Below are 17,147 nucleotides of genomic sequence, written 5' to 3'. Positions count from 1 at the left end.
TCAGACAAGGCATGGCCAAGAAAAGCAAAGAGAAGCCGAAACCCACCGCAAAGTCCGCGCACGACGAAGAGGTGCTTGGAAAGGCGTATGACAGCCGCCTGATGAAGCGTCTGCTCACCTACATGCGCCCATATGCGGGCCATGCGGGCCTCAGCTTTGCTTCCATCCTGCTCAAAGCAAGCGCGGACGTCGTAGGCCCATACCTTGTCCTGGTGGCCACCGACCGCTACATGACCGGCCATAACACCACGTTTGTCCCCGGCTGGTTCGCACGGCATCTCAGCCCGCAACCCATTGTCGGCATCACCGAATGCGCTGCGCTTTATCTCTGCGCCCTGCTGCTCAGCTACGCGCTGGAATTCATGCAGACCTACCTGATGCAATGGACTGGCCAGCGCATCATGTTTGACATGCGTTCGCAGATCTTCCGCCATCTGCAGCGCATGCACGTCGGCTTTTACGACCGCAACCCCGTAGGCCGACTCGTCACCCGCGTCACCAGCGATATCGACGCGTTGAACGAAATGTTCACGAGCGGCGTGCTCGCCATCTTTGAAGACGTATTCGTGTTGATCTTCATCGTTGGCATCATGCTGTGGCTCAGCTGGCCGCTGGCATTGCTCACGCTTTCGGTGTTGCCGCTCATCGGCTATGCCACGCGCCTCTTCCGCATCGCTGTGCGCAGCAGTTATCGCCGCATCCGCACAGCCATTGCCAAGATCAATGCCTACACACAGGAACACGTCAGCGGCATGAGCGTGGTGCAGCTCTTCAATCGCGAACAGCGTGCTTACGATGACTTCACCCTCATTAACGCGGAACATCGCGACGCCTACGTGGACCAGGTGCAGGCGTATTCGCTGTACTACCCCGCCGTAGAACTGCTGAGCACCATCGCCATTGCCATGGTGCTGTGGAAGGGCGGCTTCGGCGTTCTGCACGGCGCATCGTTCTTTGGCCGCGCCGTCACGGTGGGTGTACTGCTGGCGTTCATGCAATACGCGCAGCGATTCTTCCGTCCCATCCAGGATCTCAGCGAAAAGTACAACATTCTGCAGGCCGCCATGGCCGCCAGCGAGCGCGTCTTCAAGCTGCTTGATACTGAGCCGGAGATCGTCTCCCCTGCCACCGCCGTCGAGCCGCCTCACGGCGAACCCTGCTCCATCGAGTTCCGGAATGTCTGGTTCACTTACCAGACGTTGACTGACGATCAGAAGTCCGCCCTCACCCTCGCGCAAACGGACGAAGATCTGGCCAACATTCCTGACATCGAATGGATTCTCCGCGGCGTCTCGTTCAACGTCGCCAAGGGTGAAACTGCGGCAGTCGTCGGACATACCGGCGCGGGCAAGACCACCATCACTGCTCTGATGATGCGTTTTTACGATGTCCAGTCCGGCAGCGTGCTTGTCGACGGTATGGACGTCCGCCAGATGCCGCTGGATGCCCTGCGCCGTCGTTTCGGCGTCGTCTTACAAGACGCTTTCCTTTTCACCGGCACAGTCAAGTCCAACATCCGCCTCGGCTCCGAATGGATCACCGACGCCGAAGTGGAGCGCGCCGCCGACGAGGTCAATATCGGCGACTACATCCGCACCCTGCCCCAGGGCTTCAACGAGCCCATGCAGGAGCGCGGCGCCACCCTGTCCACCGGCCAGAAGCAGCTCATCAGTTTCGCACGCGCCCTCGCGCATCGACCTGAGATTCTGATCCTCGACGAAGCCACCTCCTCCGTCGATACCGACACCGAACTCCGTGTCCGTTCCGCGCTGGAAAAGATGATCGTTGGCCGGACCTCCTTCGTCATCGCGCACCGGTTATCGACCATCCAGCGTGCTGACAAAATTCTGGTCATGCACAAAGGCAAGCTGCGCGAAAGCGGTACCCACAACGAGCTCCTGGCTCACCGTGGCTTGTATTGGCGTTTATACCAACTCCAGTACAAAGATCAGGAAACCACCGCGGTCCCATTGGCTGCCGATGCACTGCGGCTCCAGCCCGGCGACTGACATTTATTACAGTTCTGCAAAAAACCAACACAACACTACGATTTACCCCTCCCGGTGCGCTATTCTTGCCCGGGTGCCTGCGCTCAGAAACGCAACGCAGGAGGAGAAGAACGCAAGCATGTTCAGCGTGATGCCACAGGACAGAAGTTTTTTTGACCACTTTGAACAGCTTGGCAAATGCCTGGTGGTGGTCTCTGACCAACTCGCTGGAAGCATGAATCTCTGGCCCGGCACGAACGGTCACGTCGCCAAAATGGAGCAGAGCCGACATGAAGCACACCGCGTCATGCGCGAAACGCTTCTCCGGCTCGATACCGCCTTCATCACCCCGTTCGATCGCGAAGACATCCTCGAACTCACCAGCCGCATTTACGAAGCCATCGCCGTCATCGCCACGGCTGGCCGTCGCATGGAACTGTACCGGCTTGAGGAGATGCACCCCTCGCTGCGCACGCACACCACAGCCATTGACACCATGGCATCGGAGATTTCAGCCACGCTGAATCGCCTGCGCAAGAAGGCAAAGCTCAGCGAGCTGCGCGGCAATCTTGACGAAATCGGTCGCCAGGAAGAGGCCGCCCGTCAGAGCCGCGACAAGTTTCTTCTGGAGCTGTACAGCGGCCAGCCGGACCCCATCTCCGTCATGAAAAAGCGCGAAGTGCACGACCTGATGCTTGAGGCGATCTACCTCCTCGACAACCTTGGCCGCACCATTGAGCGCATTCTTCTAAAGAACGACTGACGCATGCACGCAGCACCTCTGCTCCTGGTCATCATTACGGTCGTCATCGCTCTGGGGTTTGACTTCCTCAACGGCGTGCACGATGCCGCGAACTCCATCGCCACCATCGTCACCACGCGCGTGCTCACACCGCCGCAGGCTGTTTTGTGGGCCGCCATCTTTAACTTTGTGGCCGCGTTTGTCTTCGGCACCGGCGTAGCGCACACCATCAGCAGTGGCCTTATTCGGCCGGAAGCTATGACCATTTACGTGGTCCTCGCTGGCCTTATCGGCGCCATTCTTTGGAATTTGCTGACCTGGTATCTTGCTCTGCCCACCAGCTCCTCGCACGCCATCATCTCGGCACTGGCAGGCGCGGCCATTGCATCGTTCGGCAGCTACCGCGCAATTCTCTTTACGGGATGGGGTTCAGGATGGGGTTCCATCCTGATCTTCCTCATTCTGTCTCCGCTCGTCGGTATGGTGCTCGGCTACATCATCATGCACATCGTGGCGTGGAGCAGCCATAAGGCACCGCGTGAGGATGCCGCGCGCTGGTTCCGCCGCCTGCAACTCATCTCCGCGGGTGCATACTCGCTCGGTCACGGCACCAACGACGCGCAGAAGACCATGGGCATCATTGTGGCCACACTCGTCGCCACCGGCTACGGTCAGTACGCACAAGGCCACACCAACCTGCTGGGCCGCCACCATGAAATTCCCATCTGGATCATTCTGTCCTGCCACGCCGCCATCGCCGCCGGCACCATGATCGGTGGATGGAAGATCGTTAAGACGATGGGTTCGCGCATCACACCGCACCTGCGCCCCATGGGTGGTTTCTCCGCTGAAATGGCCGCTGCCATCACCATCGGTCTCGCCACGATTGCGAAGGTTCCCATCTCCACCACCCACGCCATCGGCGGCGCGATCTCGGGCGTCGGTGCCACACGTGGTCTTCATGCTGTCCGCTGGATCTGGGCCAAACGCATTATCTACGGCTGGATTCTGACTTTCCCGGGCGCGGCTCTCGTCGGAGCAATCACCTATTACCTGCTCCACGTCACGTTGGAAGCATGGCTCGGTGGCGCAGTCGCCATTCACTAAGCATCGGCATCGGCATCGTGCAATAAAGAAGGGCGCGCTTATTCACTAAGCGCGCCCTATTACTTTCAGTGTTGTTTAACGACGCGGTCCATGCGCCTCGTTGTGGTTTTCGCGGCTGATCTGCCTGCTTGCCGCATTCTGTTCGTGGTTCACCTGCTGCCGCTCCGGAGCCGTCATCCGACCACCGTTCGCAACACGATCCTGCCGCACCTGGCGATCAATCGATTGCTGACGATTCTCCGCTCGCGCTGCTTCGCCCGGTGACATGCGACCGCTATCAATGCCATTCGCAACGCGCTGCTGCTGATTCACCTCACGATTGTTCACCGTGTTGTTGGCGAAGCCGCGCTGCACAGGAGCTCCGTTCGGTTGTCCTGCGGGACGCGCACCCGGATTCATTGCCGGTCCAGCGGCAGGACGTCCCTGTGCACCAAACCGGTTGCCGCCAACGTTCGTCATCGCCACGGTCTGTGGACGGCCACCATTGTTCCGCGCAAACGCATTCCGATCCTGCGATGCAAAGTTCTGGTGCTGTTGCTGGTTCACTGTGGCACCAAAATGTTGCTCACGATTGAAGGCCATCTGTTGCGGCGTGGGCCGTGCGGAAATGCCTCCAGGACCATTGAAGCTGGTGCGGTTGACCACCGTGTTGTGAACCACCGTGCGATCAATGTAGGTGTTGTGAATGATCGTCGTATTCACGTTCACCACAGCAGTGTTATAGCGGAAGACGTTGCCAGCCCACATGCCGCCACCGAAGCCAACGCCACCGTAACCGAAGCCGTAATTCACGCCGCCATAGAAGCCAACATGCGGTCCCCAGTAGCCTGCATGCCACAGATACGCGCCGCTCTCAAAACCCCAGTAGCCCGGCGTCCACAACACACCCACGCGCGGCGGAGCCACCCACACACCCGGAACCCAGTAATAGCCCTCAGGACCCCAAGCCCAGTATCCCGGCGTCCACATATAACCCGGCTGCGGGCAGGCTGGCTGCACGTACACAGGCAATACCGGCGGTGCCGTATGGATGGAAATCCCAATCGCAAAAGACTGCGCGGAAGCATGCTGCGCCAATGGAACGGCGGCAGCGAAAGCAGCTATGGCTGCAAGAGTGGCAGTGCGTGTGAACGTCTTCATCAGAATCGTCTCCCTTTTGTTCGCAGCATGGCTGCGGGACAAACGTGAAGACACGGCTGCGCCGGGGATGTTGCACAGAAAATTTTTCTTTCTGTTGAGGCCAAATGTTCCTGCTATCTGTACTTTCACGCTCCAGCTACTAGACTGTAGGTGCGTGAAGAGTCCCCTCATCTTTCTCTCAGCAGGCGAAGCCTCCGGCGATCACTACGGCGCAGAGCTGATCACAGCCCTCCGCGAAGTTCTGCCTGAAGCTCGATTCACAGGCCTCGGTGGCACAGCCATGGAAGCCGTCGGCCAGGAACGTGTCATCCGCGCGGAAGACGTCGCCGTCATGGGCATCACGGAGATCCTGCGTCACATCCCCACCATCCTGCGCAGCTACAACGCGCTGGTGCAGTCGATAAAGAAACAGCGTCCCGACGTCGCTGTCCTCATCGACTTCCCGGACGTAAACTTCCGCCTCGCGAAACACCTCAAGCAAATGGGTGTACCAGTCATCTGGTTCGTGTCGCCGCAACTGTGGGCATGGAAGCGTAAGCGTCTGCGGTGGGTTCAGCAACGCGTCTCAAAGATGCTCACCATCTTTCCCTTCGAGCAGCCCTTCTATGAAAATCGCGGCGTCAAAGCCGAGTTTGTAGGCCATCCGCTCGCTGAACAACCGCTGCCCACGATCACGCGCGAAGCGTACGCCACACGCTATGCTCTGAATCCTCTCAAGCCATGGGTCGCGCTTCTACCAGGTAGCCGTGGTGGCGAAATCGACGCCAATCTGCCTGGACTTGTTCAAGCCGCCATGCTCCTTGGCGACGGTTACGAATACCTCATCCCCGTAGCTCCCACTGTGAATCATGACCGCCGTGACCAGATGCGTTCGCATGCAAGGAGTGGCTCATTTCATCTGGTGGATGACGCAAGAGCCGCACTCATGCATAGCCGCGCCGCAGTGGTCGCCAGCGGAACAGCAACCGTTCAGACCGCTGTCATCGGCACGCCTTTCGTGGTGGTCTATCGCGTATCGAACCTGACCTTCCGCATGGCAAAAGCGCTGGTCAAATACCCGCCGGAAATCCCGGCAGAGGTCGACCAGCACGGCAATCTCCCCATTGCCATGGTCAACCTCATCGCAAAGCGCCGCGTCGTTCCAGAGCTTCTGCAGGATCAGTTCACCGGCGCAAACGTAGCCGCAGCGCTGAAGCCTCTCCTCGCTGACACGCCCCAACGCGAAGAGCAGATCGAAGCGCTGGCCGAGGTCCGGCGCCGTCTGCTGAGCCCCACGAACCATACCGCCATTGAGAGTCTGCGCGACGCCGTTCTGGAGGCGCTCTCCTGATCCCTCACAACACACCCCGCCGATCTGCGTCTAACCGTTTGACAGCTCTGGAGAAGGGGCTAGTCTGTCCCTGCACCAAAAGGATTTCTGCCAGCATGCCTGCGATTCGCACGACACTCGCCTTTGCCAGCGCCGCCCTCTTCGCGCTAGGCTCCGCTGCCTTTGCGCAGAGCTCCACGCGACAGCCTATCAACGTCACCGGCTATGCCATCACGGCCGAGGTTGACCCCACAGCGCAGCGTCTGACCGCCACGGCACAGGTCACCTTCACGGCGAACCAGGACATCACCTCCGCCACCTTTGAGCTGAACAACGGTTTGCGGATCACCAAAATCACCGGCGGCCCAGCGGCCAAGCCGCTCGATAGCGATCGCGACGCCCGTCGCTCCACAGTTACCGTATCCCTTCCTGCGCCCATGGCCAGCGGCACAAGTGCCACGTTTACATTCGCTTACGCTGGCATTCTGAAAGACGAGGATACAAGTCCGGTGGAAGGCATCAAGATGGCCGCCATCGCCGATCCCGTCTCCATCCTGCTCTATCCCGGACGCTGGTTCCCCATGGTTGGCCTGTACACCAACCGCTTCACCATGGACCTGAAGGTCACCGTGCCGGACGGCGAAACCGCTGTTTCCAGTGGCTTTGTTGCCAAGAAGGCAATGCCGGACAAGAAGACCGAGTTTGACTTCCTCTGGAACAAACCAGGTCTTCCCGGAACACTGGTGATCGGCAAATTCCTTCCCGCCATCAAAACCGCGGACGCCCGCCAGGTATCCGTCTACGTAACGGAGAAGCACAAGGCCAACGCCGCCGAGTACGCCGCCACCGCAGCACAGCAGCAGGAGTTCTTCACCCAAAGCTTCGGCGCACCTGAATCCGGCATCCTTCAGATCGTTGAAATTCCTGACGACTCCGTGAGCGCCTCGTGGGGCCCGGAAGTCATCGCCATTGCGGGCAATCGCATCGGCGACAAGAACAGCCACCGCCTTCTCGCCAACACCATCGCGCACCAGTGGTTCGGTTCAGCCATCAGCCCCGCCACGCTCAACGACGCATGGATCACCAACGGCATGGCGCGCTACGGCGAGTTGATGAACCTGGAAGAGAACGGCGGCAAAACTGCATTGCAGAGCGCCATGCTCGACATTGAGGCAGGCGCGCTCGCATACGACACGCAGCCACTCACCACGCTCGCTCGCATCGATCCCTTCTCGCCACAATTCCAATCCATGACGCTGGAAAAGGGCGCCATGGTCTTTCACATGCTGCGCTACCAGTTCGGCGACGACAAGTTCCTCACCTTCCTGAAGAACCTGCTCTCCACCTATCGCGACAAACCTGTGCGCACGGCTGATCTCGAGAACATCGCGAAGCTTACCGCAGGCGACAGCACCAATCTGACGCCGTTCTTCGCGCAATGGCTGGACGGCACCGGAGCGCCCACCTTCCAGAACAAGTACACGGTCTATCGTCTCGGCGGGGGCAAAGGTTTCCGTACTGTTGGTGCTGTTGCACAAGACCTGGACCTCTTCCGCATGCCCGTCGACCTTCGCATCGAAACCGATGGCAAAACAGAAACGCGCAAGATTGATGTCTCAGGAACCGACTCCGCTTACACGATTGAAACCTTCGGTCGTCCGCGCCGCATCGTCATCGATCCCGACAACTGGATTCTCAAGAGCACGCCCGACCTCGCTGTCCGCGTTGCTGTTCTGAAGGGCCAGCAGCTTGTCGCGCAGGGCGATCTCATCGGCGCTCTCGCTGAGTACCAGAAAGCTCTCGACACCAACAAGAACTCCTCGCTGGCCACCTATCGCATCGCAGAGATCTTCTTCACGCAGCGTAACTACCAATCCGCAGCCAACAGCTATCGCGACGCTCTGCGTGGTGATGGCGACCCGCGCTGGACACAGGTCTGGAGCCACATTGGCCTCGGCAAGATTTTTGATATCACCGGCCAGCGCGACCGCGCGGTACAGGAATATCGGCTCGCCGTTCAGACCAACGACAACACGCAAGGCGCGATTAACGAAGCGCGTGCGCTGCTGCAAAAGCCCTACGAACGCCCACGCGCAACGGACTAAATTGACTTCATTGGGATTAGGGGACGTGGCGTAAAGCTGCGTCCCTTTGCTGTGCCATCATGGGCAACAGCGCCGCGAAAACATGAATCCTCGAGCGATCTAGAGCGTCTAGAAATGTGTACCGAAGTTGGTCAGGACCGGGGCGTCGACACCCGGGACACCGACTTCAAAAGATTGGCATAAGGCCAGCCGTACCGGAGATTTGAACGGACCCGGTACGTAGTATCCCGCTTCCCAAGCCGAGTCTGGCAAAGGCCGCGACCGCTCGACGGCGCCCGACTCATCAAGGGGTGTATTTCCCATGACGTATCGCATCGCCGCAGTTCTACTTGCCCTCGCCACACCGCTTGCAATTGCCGCCCAGGAGCACGACCGCTCACCGCGCACTCACGATAGCGCACCCAGCTATCACAACAGCGCACCGCGTCCCACGGGCCAGCAGCAGACAGCTCATCGCTGAACATCAGGACTGAAGTCGAGTCCACCATGATGGCCCTGAAGACGTTCAGGGCCTTGCTTTTTGCTTAAAGCAAAATCGGCGACTCTTCGCGCAACGCCACTGCCTCACGGCATGATCGCGCAAAAGCCTCTACCAACTGCATCGTTTCGTCCGACGTCTTCTCGCCTCGCGTAATCAAAGCGGAAGCATCATCAAACGCCAATCCAACGCAGCGATCTGCGCGATACGTACAAGCCGCAAGATCAGTCACGTTCAAAGCCCGCGTCTGAATGCAGAGAATCGTCTTCGGCGGAGCCATGCGGTCCACCATGCAGACGATCTCAAGCTTCGACTCCAACTCATCCGGCACAAAATCAATTGCCAGATCGGCCTCGCGCACGGCATCTTCCACGGTGGTCACCGTCTCCAGCGTGCCCGGCATGCCTTCGGTAGGAATCTCTTCCAAGGCTTCGCGCAACTTCGCTGGCATCACGTCTTCCAGCACCACGCGATGCCCTGCTTTCACCGCCGCAGCGGCAAGCGAACGGCCCGCTTTGCCTGCACCAATCAGTGCAAGCGTCAGCGGGCCGTGCATGTTTTGTTCCGTGTTCAACGCGTCTTACTTCGCTTCAATCGCAGCGACGACCGACGCATAGCTCGGCTCAGACTTTTGAATGTGTTCTGCAACGCGGCTGCGCTCCTCTTCGGTAAGAGAAGGCAACACGGCCAGAATGCGGCGCAGCGTTACCGAAATATCGTCAACGTAGTTCATGGTGCGGATCGCTTCACCGGACAGCGGCATCGTGTAAGAAACTCCTTCCTAAGAAGTTTATTCGATTACGACGCTATGCGCTGGCCAGCGCCTCAGGTTGGGTTCCCTGCTGCTCGCCGCTCTGGTCATGCAGGGCCTCCGGCGGCGGTGGCGAATCAACATCTTCCAGCACTTCTTCCGGAATGTACGCGTCGCGATCGCACTCTTCCGTAATGTGCCGAAGCTGCACGCTGATGTCGGGATGCAGCTGTTCAGGCAGATAGCGCCACGTCCAGTTCGCCTCCGGAATTCCTGGAGTATTCATTCGGCCTTCCGACCCAAGATGGAGCAGATCCTGCAGCGGCACAATGCAAATCGACGCCACCGAACGCTCCGCGCAACGAATCATGGCCCAGACGCAATCATTCGGATGCGCCAGCGGCCCCAGGTACGTCAGCAGGTTCTTCCGATCCATCTCAGGCGCTTCCAGCCACCAGCCCAGCGTGGTGTTGTTGTCATGCGTCCCGGTGTAGCAAACCGTGTTGCGGTCGTACTTGTGCGGCAGATGCAGATGCGCTCCACGGCCTGCAAATCCGAACTGCAAGACACGCATGCCAGGCATGTCAAAATCGCAGCGCAGCTTATCCACCTTGTCCGTAATCACGCCAAGATCTTCCGCAATGAACGGCAGCGATCCACCCAACGCACTCTTCAAACGATCGAACAACGCGTGTCCCGGCGCTTCAATCCATTCGCCATTCATCGCTGTTTCTTCTTCCGCAGGAATGCGCCAGTACGCTTCAAATCCGCGGAAGTGATCCAGCCGCAGCAGGTCGTACAACTCCATCTGCCGCTTTACGCGATCAATCCACCACTGAAATCCGTGTTGCTCCAGGTAGCGCCAGCGATACAGTGGATTGCCCCACCGCTGCCCTGTCTCTGAAAAGTAATCCGGCGGAACACCCGACACAGCAATCGGCTTGTAATGCTCGTCCAGATCGAAGACTTCCTTGTTCGCCCAGACATCCGCCGAGTCATACGACACAAAGATCGCCATATCGCCCATCACGCGAATATCACGGCTGGTGCAGAATGCCCGCAGCGTCTCCCACTGCCGCATGAACAGGAACTGCACGGCGAACTCAATTTCCATCGCCTCGCGATTCTCTTTGTCGAAGGTCTCCAGCGCAGCGTCATCATGCGCAGCAAGCTCCGCGGGCCATTCATTCCAATGCCGGTAATCGTACTTCCGCCGCAGAATCGTAAAGCGCGCGTAGTCGATGAGCCATCCCTTACCGTTCTCACGAAAAGCTTCGAATGCCTGACAATCAGCCGTACTGCAACGCTTTAAGAAACGTCTCGCAGCACGTTCAATCAATGGCAGTTTTTCAGCCTGTGCGCGCGCAAAGTCCACCGGCCCATATGTTCCTGCAAGGCCATCGGCTTCACCGGCATACAGCCATCCATCGCGTTGCAGATGTTCCAGGCTGATCAGCAAAGGATTTCCCGCATACGCAGAAACGGCGGAATACGGCGAATTGCCATACCCCACCGGATTCAGCGGCAGCACCTGCCATAGCCGTTGTTTAGCCGCCGCAAGAAAATCAACAAACGCATAGGCAGCGGGGCCAAAATCACCAATGCCGCCCTGTGAAGGCAGCGATGTCACGTGCAATAAAACGCCGGAAAGTCGCTCAGAAATCATGTCCGTATCGTGTGATGCGATTTTACGGTGCAACGACGCGAGGCCAACCGCAGCGTGACGTCATTTACCCCACCAGTACCAGAATGGTCATTCCACCTTCGTTACAAACGCAAAAAGAAAGGCCGGACTCATCTGAGTCCGGCCTTCATTTCATTACGAAGAACTACTGGCCAATCGGCAAACCAGCCGGTTGCGGTGTGGGCTTCTGATGAATCTTCACAGCGCCCTTCTTCGTGTAATCGTCAATCAGCGTCTGCATGTAAACGCCAAACAGTTCCGCGCGCTGCTGCTCAACCAGCTTGTCACGCTGAGCCGGGAACGCCTTCGCAATCTCCTCAGCCGAAGGCTCCTGCTTGTCCGTCACCTGCGCCACCACGCCGTTTTCACCGTTTGCAATGGGAGCACTGATACCGCCCTTTGCAAGGTCAAACACGACAGCAGCAGCACCGCCCATCGATCCCACATCCGGTACATTGCCCGTGCGATCGACCAGATCCGACGACTTCACCGGCAGGCCCATTTCCTTCGCAGCCGCATGCAGATCGCCCAGCAGCTTTGCCTGATCACTCAGCTTCTGCAGCTTCGCCTGCAACATCTGCGGAACCTGCTCGCTGCGATAGTCGTTCAGCAGCTTGTCCTTCCACTCAGCAAACGTGGGCGCATGCGCGGCCTGCACATCGACAGTCTGGAACACAACATAAGTGCCTTCACCCGCAGGAGCGAATCGCGGCGAATCGCCCTTCTTGCCTGTGAACGCGGCCTGCATCATCTGCGCGCTATCCGGCAGTCCCGGAATGCTATCGCTGTTGGTCAGCCATCCAGAGGTCGTCACCTTCAGGTTGTGCGCAGCAGCGGCCTTGTCCATGCCCTCTTTCGCAGCCTGATTCGCAATCTGTCCAGTCAGCGCCTGCAGAGCCTTCGCTCCATTCTGCTGTTCCAGAATCGGACGAATCTCGCCAGCCACCTCGCTCAACGACTTGTCGTGAGCTTCATCGCGAGCCTCAGCTTGGATGATGTGATAACCAAACGTCGTGTGCACGAGGCCCGATGTCTCGCCAGCCTTCAGAGCCATCGCGGCATCCTGGAACGGCTTCACCATCTGGCCATTGGCCTTCACATAACCCAGTTCGCCACCCTGCGTCTTCGATCCCGGATCGTCCGAGTTCTCTTGCGCCAACTTGGCAAAGTCGCCACCGGCATGAATCTTGTCCAGGATTCCCTGTGCCTTGGCCTTCGCCGCTGCATCCTTCTGGGCATCGCCCTGCGGAGCAGAGATCAGGATGTGACGAACCTTCACCTGTTGATCAACGTGATAGTCAGCCTTGTGCGCGTTGTAGTACGCCTGCACATCGGCATCGCTTACCTGCGGCTTGCCACCGGGTAGGTTCGACAGTGTCACGGGGATGTATGCAAGCTGCCGCTTCTCAGGAACAGCGGTCGCGTAACGTGCCTTGTTCGTGTTGAACCACTTCTCCAGGTCGCTGTCGATCGGGTTCACCGTCTTCGCAATATCTGCGGAAGAAACCACCACGTAATCGAACTTAACCTTCGCGTCCTGCTTGCGAACCATCTCGCGAACAGAGTTGTCGTTCACCACGGCGCCTGCCGTGACAAACTCCTGAAGCTTGCGTCCCGTCAGCTCCTGGCGAACCTTCTCTTCAAACTCGCCAACGCTGGCAAAGCCAAGACGCGTCGTCACAAACTCGCGATACTTGTCGTCGCCAATGAACTTGCCATCCGGAAAGAAGAACTGGCCAAGCTGGCCGGTCTGCAATTCCTTCTGCACATCGGAAGCAGTTGCGTTCAGACCAAGGCGCTCCGCCTCGCGATCTTCAATCGCCTGTGCAATCAGCAACTGCTGTGCCTGCGCCTCAAAGCGCGGCATCAGGAACGGCAGATACTGTGCGGGCAGGTTCTGCTGCTGCGCCAGATTCTGCGCCACCTGAGAAACTTCGGTCGACTTGATCTCCGTCGCGTCGCTAAAACGGCCAAAGAAGCCCGGCTTACGCACCGTGGCGTACACGCCCTGCGGCGCGCCAGAAAGACCGTCATACAGACCGGGGACAAGGTAGAGCACCATCGAAAGCGTGGCGACGCCGATGATTACGGCGAAAATCGCCTTTGTTACACGGTTATCCTTCTGCAGAGAACGAATCATTGGCTTTCGACGGAAACCCTTCAAGAGTGAATCGGGATATGTTGCGCGAACAAACACATACGCGCGCATGCATTCGTCCTCCCGGACGAACGCTTACGAAAGTATAGCCGAGCGAAGACACAAAAAGGCCGCAGCATCTTCTGCTGCGGCCCTTATCTGGTTCAAATTAGTACCGGTAATACGGGCCAGGCCCGTAATAGTATCCGCGCCGATAGTACCGATACGGATAGGGATACGGCGCTGCATAAACCCCGACACCCACAGCCGGATACGGCCGTCCGTACGGTCCCGGGCCACCCTGCGGATACGCGCCCGCCGGTCCTGCATAGCCGCCCAACCGCTGCATCTCAGCCTCGGACACGGTCACTAACTGCACCGGCGCTACCAGACGGAACTGAAGCATCGCCTCCGCTGGAACATTGGCATTACCGCCGCCAGAAGCCGCCGACGTGCCCAGACCAGCCGCACCACCAACACCCGCGCCAATCGCCGCGCCCGTTCCGCCACCGATCGCCGCACCAAATAGCGCACCAACCGCACCGCCAATGAGCGTCGAGTTCACTGACTGCAGGCTCTTGTCATGTCCGTTGATTACAAACGGCTGGCTCTGCAACGGAATCCGTTGTCCACCCAGGTTCAGCGCCGTCAGTTGCAGCGTCAATTCGCCACGACCCTTCAGAACGCCTGCACCCTTTGCATCTACAACTGTTCCTTCAACCGTCGCACCACGAGGAATCGCAATCTGACCACCAGCCAAAATGTCGTTGGTTACAAATGCGTCAAACGTCGATCCCGGCTGCGCATTGCCGCTGGAGATCCAGTGATTGATGCGCACCGGCAACACCGTTCCATCGGGCACCGTCACCTGCACGCCACCAGGCTGGCCCTGCGGCTGCTGGGCATAGCCCTGCTGTTGCTGCGGCGGATAGCCACCCTGCTGCTGTTGCGCCATCTGGCGCTGATAGTCGCGATAGTACAAACGACGCTGCGCTCCCTGCTGCGGAGCGTTCTCCTGTCCCGGCAACGGATAGCTGTTCGGGTCGCCATCCGGCATCTGCGAAGCAGCCTGCTGTCCATCCTGCGGCTGGGCATAGCCCTGCTGGTTTCCATTCGCCGGATCGGTCTGTGGATGCTGCGCGGCAATAATCTGCCCCTGCGCTGCAGGCAGCGACGAACCGTCGGACGGCAACATATTCGCATCGGCAGGATCAGCCGTTGCAGTCGCCGGAGCACCCACGGTCAACTGGCTGACAACCTTCTGTACGCCTTGCACATGCGACGCCACCTGTTCAGCAGCCGTGCGCGAGGCCTCATCCGTCACCGAACCGGTCAGCGTCACGGTTCCAAATACTGTGGATGAGTTAATCGACTGGTTTGCCAGGCGATTATCCGCGGCAAACGCCTTCAGAACATCCGCTTCCACCTGCGCATCGCTTAGCTTTCCGCTCTGCGTAGCAGTCGAAGCGGGTTGAGACTGGGCAAATCCCGCGACAGGCGCGGCAAGGACCGCCGCAAACGCGAGCGATCCCAAAGTACGTGCGGCAAGGTTCCACTGCATAACTCAACTCCGCCGGGCTTGTGGCCGCTCGATCGTCGCAGCCTGCCCGTATCAGTTAGAACGCACTTTCTAGTAAGAAGTTGCGGTAATCTCTCGTTGCCAAACGAACACCGGCCAACAAGCGCAAACTTCGGCCTTTCAACAAGCAGAAAGCCCGTCCGCAAATCTAGCAGACGGGCTTTCTTTTGTTTGTTGATGTTCTACTTCGTCGCTGTCTGAGGCTTCGTCAGCGGCTTGATGATGTCATCCAGATAGGCCGGCGTGCCTTCCTGCCGTACGAGCACGGCATAACGCTCGCCATCGTGATAGTTCACGTCCACCGGCAGAATCGCGTCCTCCTGCTGCACCAGCAGATGGATCGGCGCAGGATCAGCCTTCGCCTTCACGATCGCAGCCTTCAGAGCATCGGCAGAGAAAGCCTGCCCATTCACGCTGACAATCTTCTCTCCCGGCGCCAGCTTTGCGCGGTCCGAGGGGCCGTCCCACAGCACGTCACCAATCACGCCCTCGCCAGTCACGCGAATCCCCAGCGAGTACCAGACATTCAAACCACCGCGACGGCTTCCTGCCAGCATCCGTTCGCTCTTGCTCGGGTGATCCTGGTAAACCAGCTTGTAACCGCCGCGCTCAATACCATCCAGATCCACCTGCGGATCGACGCCATTGATGCGGTCGCGCAGGAACTTGTCCCAGTCGTACTTCACCACCTCGTTCAGGTCGGCAACAATCTCCGGGAACTCATAACCAACAATCAACGGACCAGTGTTGCCGCCCTTGCCCAGGAAGATCTTCGCGAAGTCCGTCAACGACTTCTTGTTGTCCGTCAGCTTGCGGATCAACGTATCCGCATCCAGCCAGACCAGTTCGCCTTCCTGGTAGTAATCCTGTCCACGACGCCAGTTCATCCACTGCGGATTGCCGCCGCGAATCAAACTTCCTGCAATGCCCGTGTCTTCCGTCGAACGCCAGTTGCGGCCACGCTTGTAATCCAACTGCGCCGCAGACAGCGCCAGCAGATCACGATATCCCTCGGCGTTCTTCAGGCCCGCACGCGCTGCAAGCACGTTGCCCCAGTACTGCGTCATGCCTTCGTACACCCACATCAGGTCGCCCTGCTGCGGAGTCGCAAAATCCGGTTGGTACAACCGCGCCGGACGACGATACTTGCCGTTCCACGAGTGCGTGAATTCATGCGCCAGCAAGTCAGCTTCAGCCAACTGGTGCACATCGTCCGCAAAGCCCTTTTCGCCCGTGCCGTTGTCAGAAGACTGGCCATGCTCCAGCCCCTCGCCGCCTGCGCGATCTGAGAGCGTCAGCAGGAAGTGGTACTCGTTGTAATGATGCGAGCCATAGTTCGCATCGGCCTCGCGCACCAGGTTTCCAATTTCAGCGAGCGTCTCCGGACGCATCTTCGCGTCATCCGGCTCATCCGCTACAACGTCAAGAAAATGCTTCGGCGTGATCTCCGGAGCCAGCGCGAATTCATGGAAATACTTGCCCGTGATCACCGGCGAATCTTCCAACTGCTCCACCGTCGTCACGTCATACTTCGTCGTCACTGCATCAGCAGGAGGCGTATGCGCGCCTTCCAGCACGCCCGTCGTCTTGGGCGTCGGAACCGTACCCACCGGCTTCAGCGCGGTGCCCGTACCCCATCCCGCAGGCACCGTCACAGAAGGCTGAATCGCAATCTCCTTCACCGGTACATGCGCGGGATACAGCATCAGGTGCTCCCACTCCAGCACGCTCATCTTCGACGTCACACGTCCTGGAACAATGCAGTCCAGGTGCGCATGGATGCTCGTCACACCCTTCGGCACCGTCACGTGGAACTCGGCCAGCTCCACGTCATCACGACGCCACTTCAGCGTCTCGCCATTACCCGTAAACACCATGCCCGTAATCGCGCCAATCGGACCACCCGGAGCATGTGTTCCCGGAATCCACTTCGGCGTGATCAGGTCCGCAGTCGAATCCGGCTTCACCGGAATATCAATCTCCGCGTGATACAGGTGGCGAACGCCCTCGGTCAGATCAGCCGTGATCTGAATCGGCGTCTTCTGCGCATGAAGAGACATGCCGCACGCAAGCACTGCGGCGGCAACAAGACTGCGGGACTGTTTCAACATGAAAGGCAAAACTCGA

13 protein-coding genes are annotated in these 17,147 nt (G+C 58.9%); 6 read left to right on the top strand and 7 right to left on the bottom strand.

Annotated elements, in window-relative coordinates:
- The first annotated feature begins 11 nt into the window (after positions 1-11).
- The 3 genes from BLT38_RS07605 to BLT38_RS07595 all read left to right on the top strand — a co-directional run bounded on the left by BLT38_RS07605 (position 12) and on the right by BLT38_RS07595 (position 3,837).
- Positions 12-2,009 (top strand): ABC transporter ATP-binding protein, encoded by a 1,998-nt coding sequence (locus BLT38_RS07605; RefSeq protein WP_083344629.1) that lies wholly within the window; start codon positions 12-14, stop codon positions 2,007-2,009.
- 118 nt (positions 2,010-2,127) lie between these two features.
- A complete protein-coding gene (locus BLT38_RS07600) occupies positions 2,128-2,751 on the top strand; it encodes a DUF47 domain-containing protein (RefSeq protein WP_172838181.1) in 624 nt (207 codons plus the stop codon).
- A gap of 3 nt (positions 2,752-2,754) precedes the next feature.
- Positions 2,755-3,837 carry an inorganic phosphate transporter gene (locus BLT38_RS07595; RefSeq protein WP_083344627.1) on the top strand — a complete coding sequence of 361 codons (1,083 nt, stop codon included), beginning with the start codon at positions 2,755-2,757 and terminating at the stop codon, positions 3,835-3,837.
- 75 nt (positions 3,838-3,912) lie between these two features.
- Here the strand turns inward: BLT38_RS07595 and BLT38_RS07590 are convergent, their stop codons facing one another.
- Positions 3,913-4,977: a YXWGXW repeat-containing protein gene (locus BLT38_RS07590; protein ID WP_083344626.1), complete on the bottom strand. Its 1,065-nt coding sequence runs from the start codon at positions 4,975-4,977 to the stop codon at positions 3,913-3,915.
- A 154-nt stretch (positions 4,978-5,131) separates the two neighbouring features.
- Here BLT38_RS07590 and lpxB point away from each other — a divergent pair, with 154 nt between their 5' ends.
- The 3 genes from lpxB (at position 5,132) to BLT38_RS20475 (ending at position 8,851) form a co-directional block, all read left to right on the top strand.
- A complete protein-coding gene (lpxB, locus tag BLT38_RS07585) occupies positions 5,132-6,307 on the top strand; it encodes a lipid-A-disaccharide synthase (RefSeq protein WP_231966810.1) in 1,176 nt (391 codons plus the stop codon).
- Positions 6,308-6,402: 95 nt separating this feature from the next.
- Positions 6,403-8,391: a M1 family aminopeptidase gene (locus BLT38_RS07580; RefSeq protein WP_083344625.1), complete on the top strand. Its 1,989-nt coding sequence runs from the start codon at positions 6,403-6,405 to the stop codon at positions 8,389-8,391.
- A gap of 301 nt (positions 8,392-8,692) precedes the next feature.
- The gene (locus BLT38_RS20475) at positions 8,693-8,851 is read left to right on the top strand and encodes a hypothetical protein (protein ID WP_156785051.1); all 159 of its coding nucleotides are present in this window, start codon (positions 8,693-8,695) and stop codon (positions 8,849-8,851) included.
- A gap of 64 nt (positions 8,852-8,915) precedes the next feature.
- On the opposite strand, the gene BLT38_RS07575 is transcribed toward BLT38_RS20475, so the two are convergent.
- From BLT38_RS07575 to BLT38_RS07550, 6 genes are all read right to left on the bottom strand, one after another.
- The gene (locus BLT38_RS07575; RefSeq protein WP_231966809.1) at positions 8,916-9,443 is read right to left on the bottom strand and encodes a 3-hydroxyacyl-CoA dehydrogenase NAD-binding domain-containing protein; all 528 of its coding nucleotides are present in this window, start codon (positions 9,441-9,443) and stop codon (positions 8,916-8,918) included.
- A gap of 6 nt (positions 9,444-9,449) precedes the next feature.
- Entirely contained in the window at positions 9,450-9,632 is a 183-nt protein-coding gene (locus BLT38_RS07570; protein ID WP_083344623.1) for a hypothetical protein, read from the bottom strand.
- A gap of 43 nt (positions 9,633-9,675) precedes the next feature.
- Positions 9,676-11,286, bottom strand: coding sequence for a 4-alpha-glucanotransferase (gene malQ, locus BLT38_RS07565; protein WP_083344622.1), 1,611 nt, complete (start codon positions 11,284-11,286; stop codon positions 9,676-9,678).
- A 163-nt stretch (positions 11,287-11,449) separates the two neighbouring features.
- Positions 11,450-13,444, bottom strand: coding sequence for a peptidylprolyl isomerase (locus BLT38_RS07560; protein WP_083346978.1), 1,995 nt, complete (start codon positions 13,442-13,444; stop codon positions 11,450-11,452).
- A 166-nt stretch (positions 13,445-13,610) separates the two neighbouring features.
- Positions 13,611-15,002, bottom strand: coding sequence for a BON domain-containing protein (locus tag BLT38_RS20765; protein ID WP_083344621.1), 1,392 nt, complete (start codon positions 15,000-15,002; stop codon positions 13,611-13,613).
- A gap of 200 nt (positions 15,003-15,202) precedes the next feature.
- Positions 15,203-17,131: a M61 family metallopeptidase gene (locus tag BLT38_RS07550; protein ID WP_083346977.1), complete on the bottom strand. Its 1,929-nt coding sequence runs from the start codon at positions 17,129-17,131 to the stop codon at positions 15,203-15,205.
- Positions 17,132-17,147 lie beyond the last annotated feature (16 nt).

Source organism: Terriglobus roseus (assembly GCF_900102185.1).
In the GTDB taxonomy this organism is placed as follows: Bacteria; Acidobacteriota; Terriglobia; order Terriglobales; family Acidobacteriaceae; genus Terriglobus; species Terriglobus roseus_A.
The sequence above is the reverse complement of the archived record's forward strand: the minus strand, read 5'-3'. Positions and strand labels throughout refer to the sequence as shown.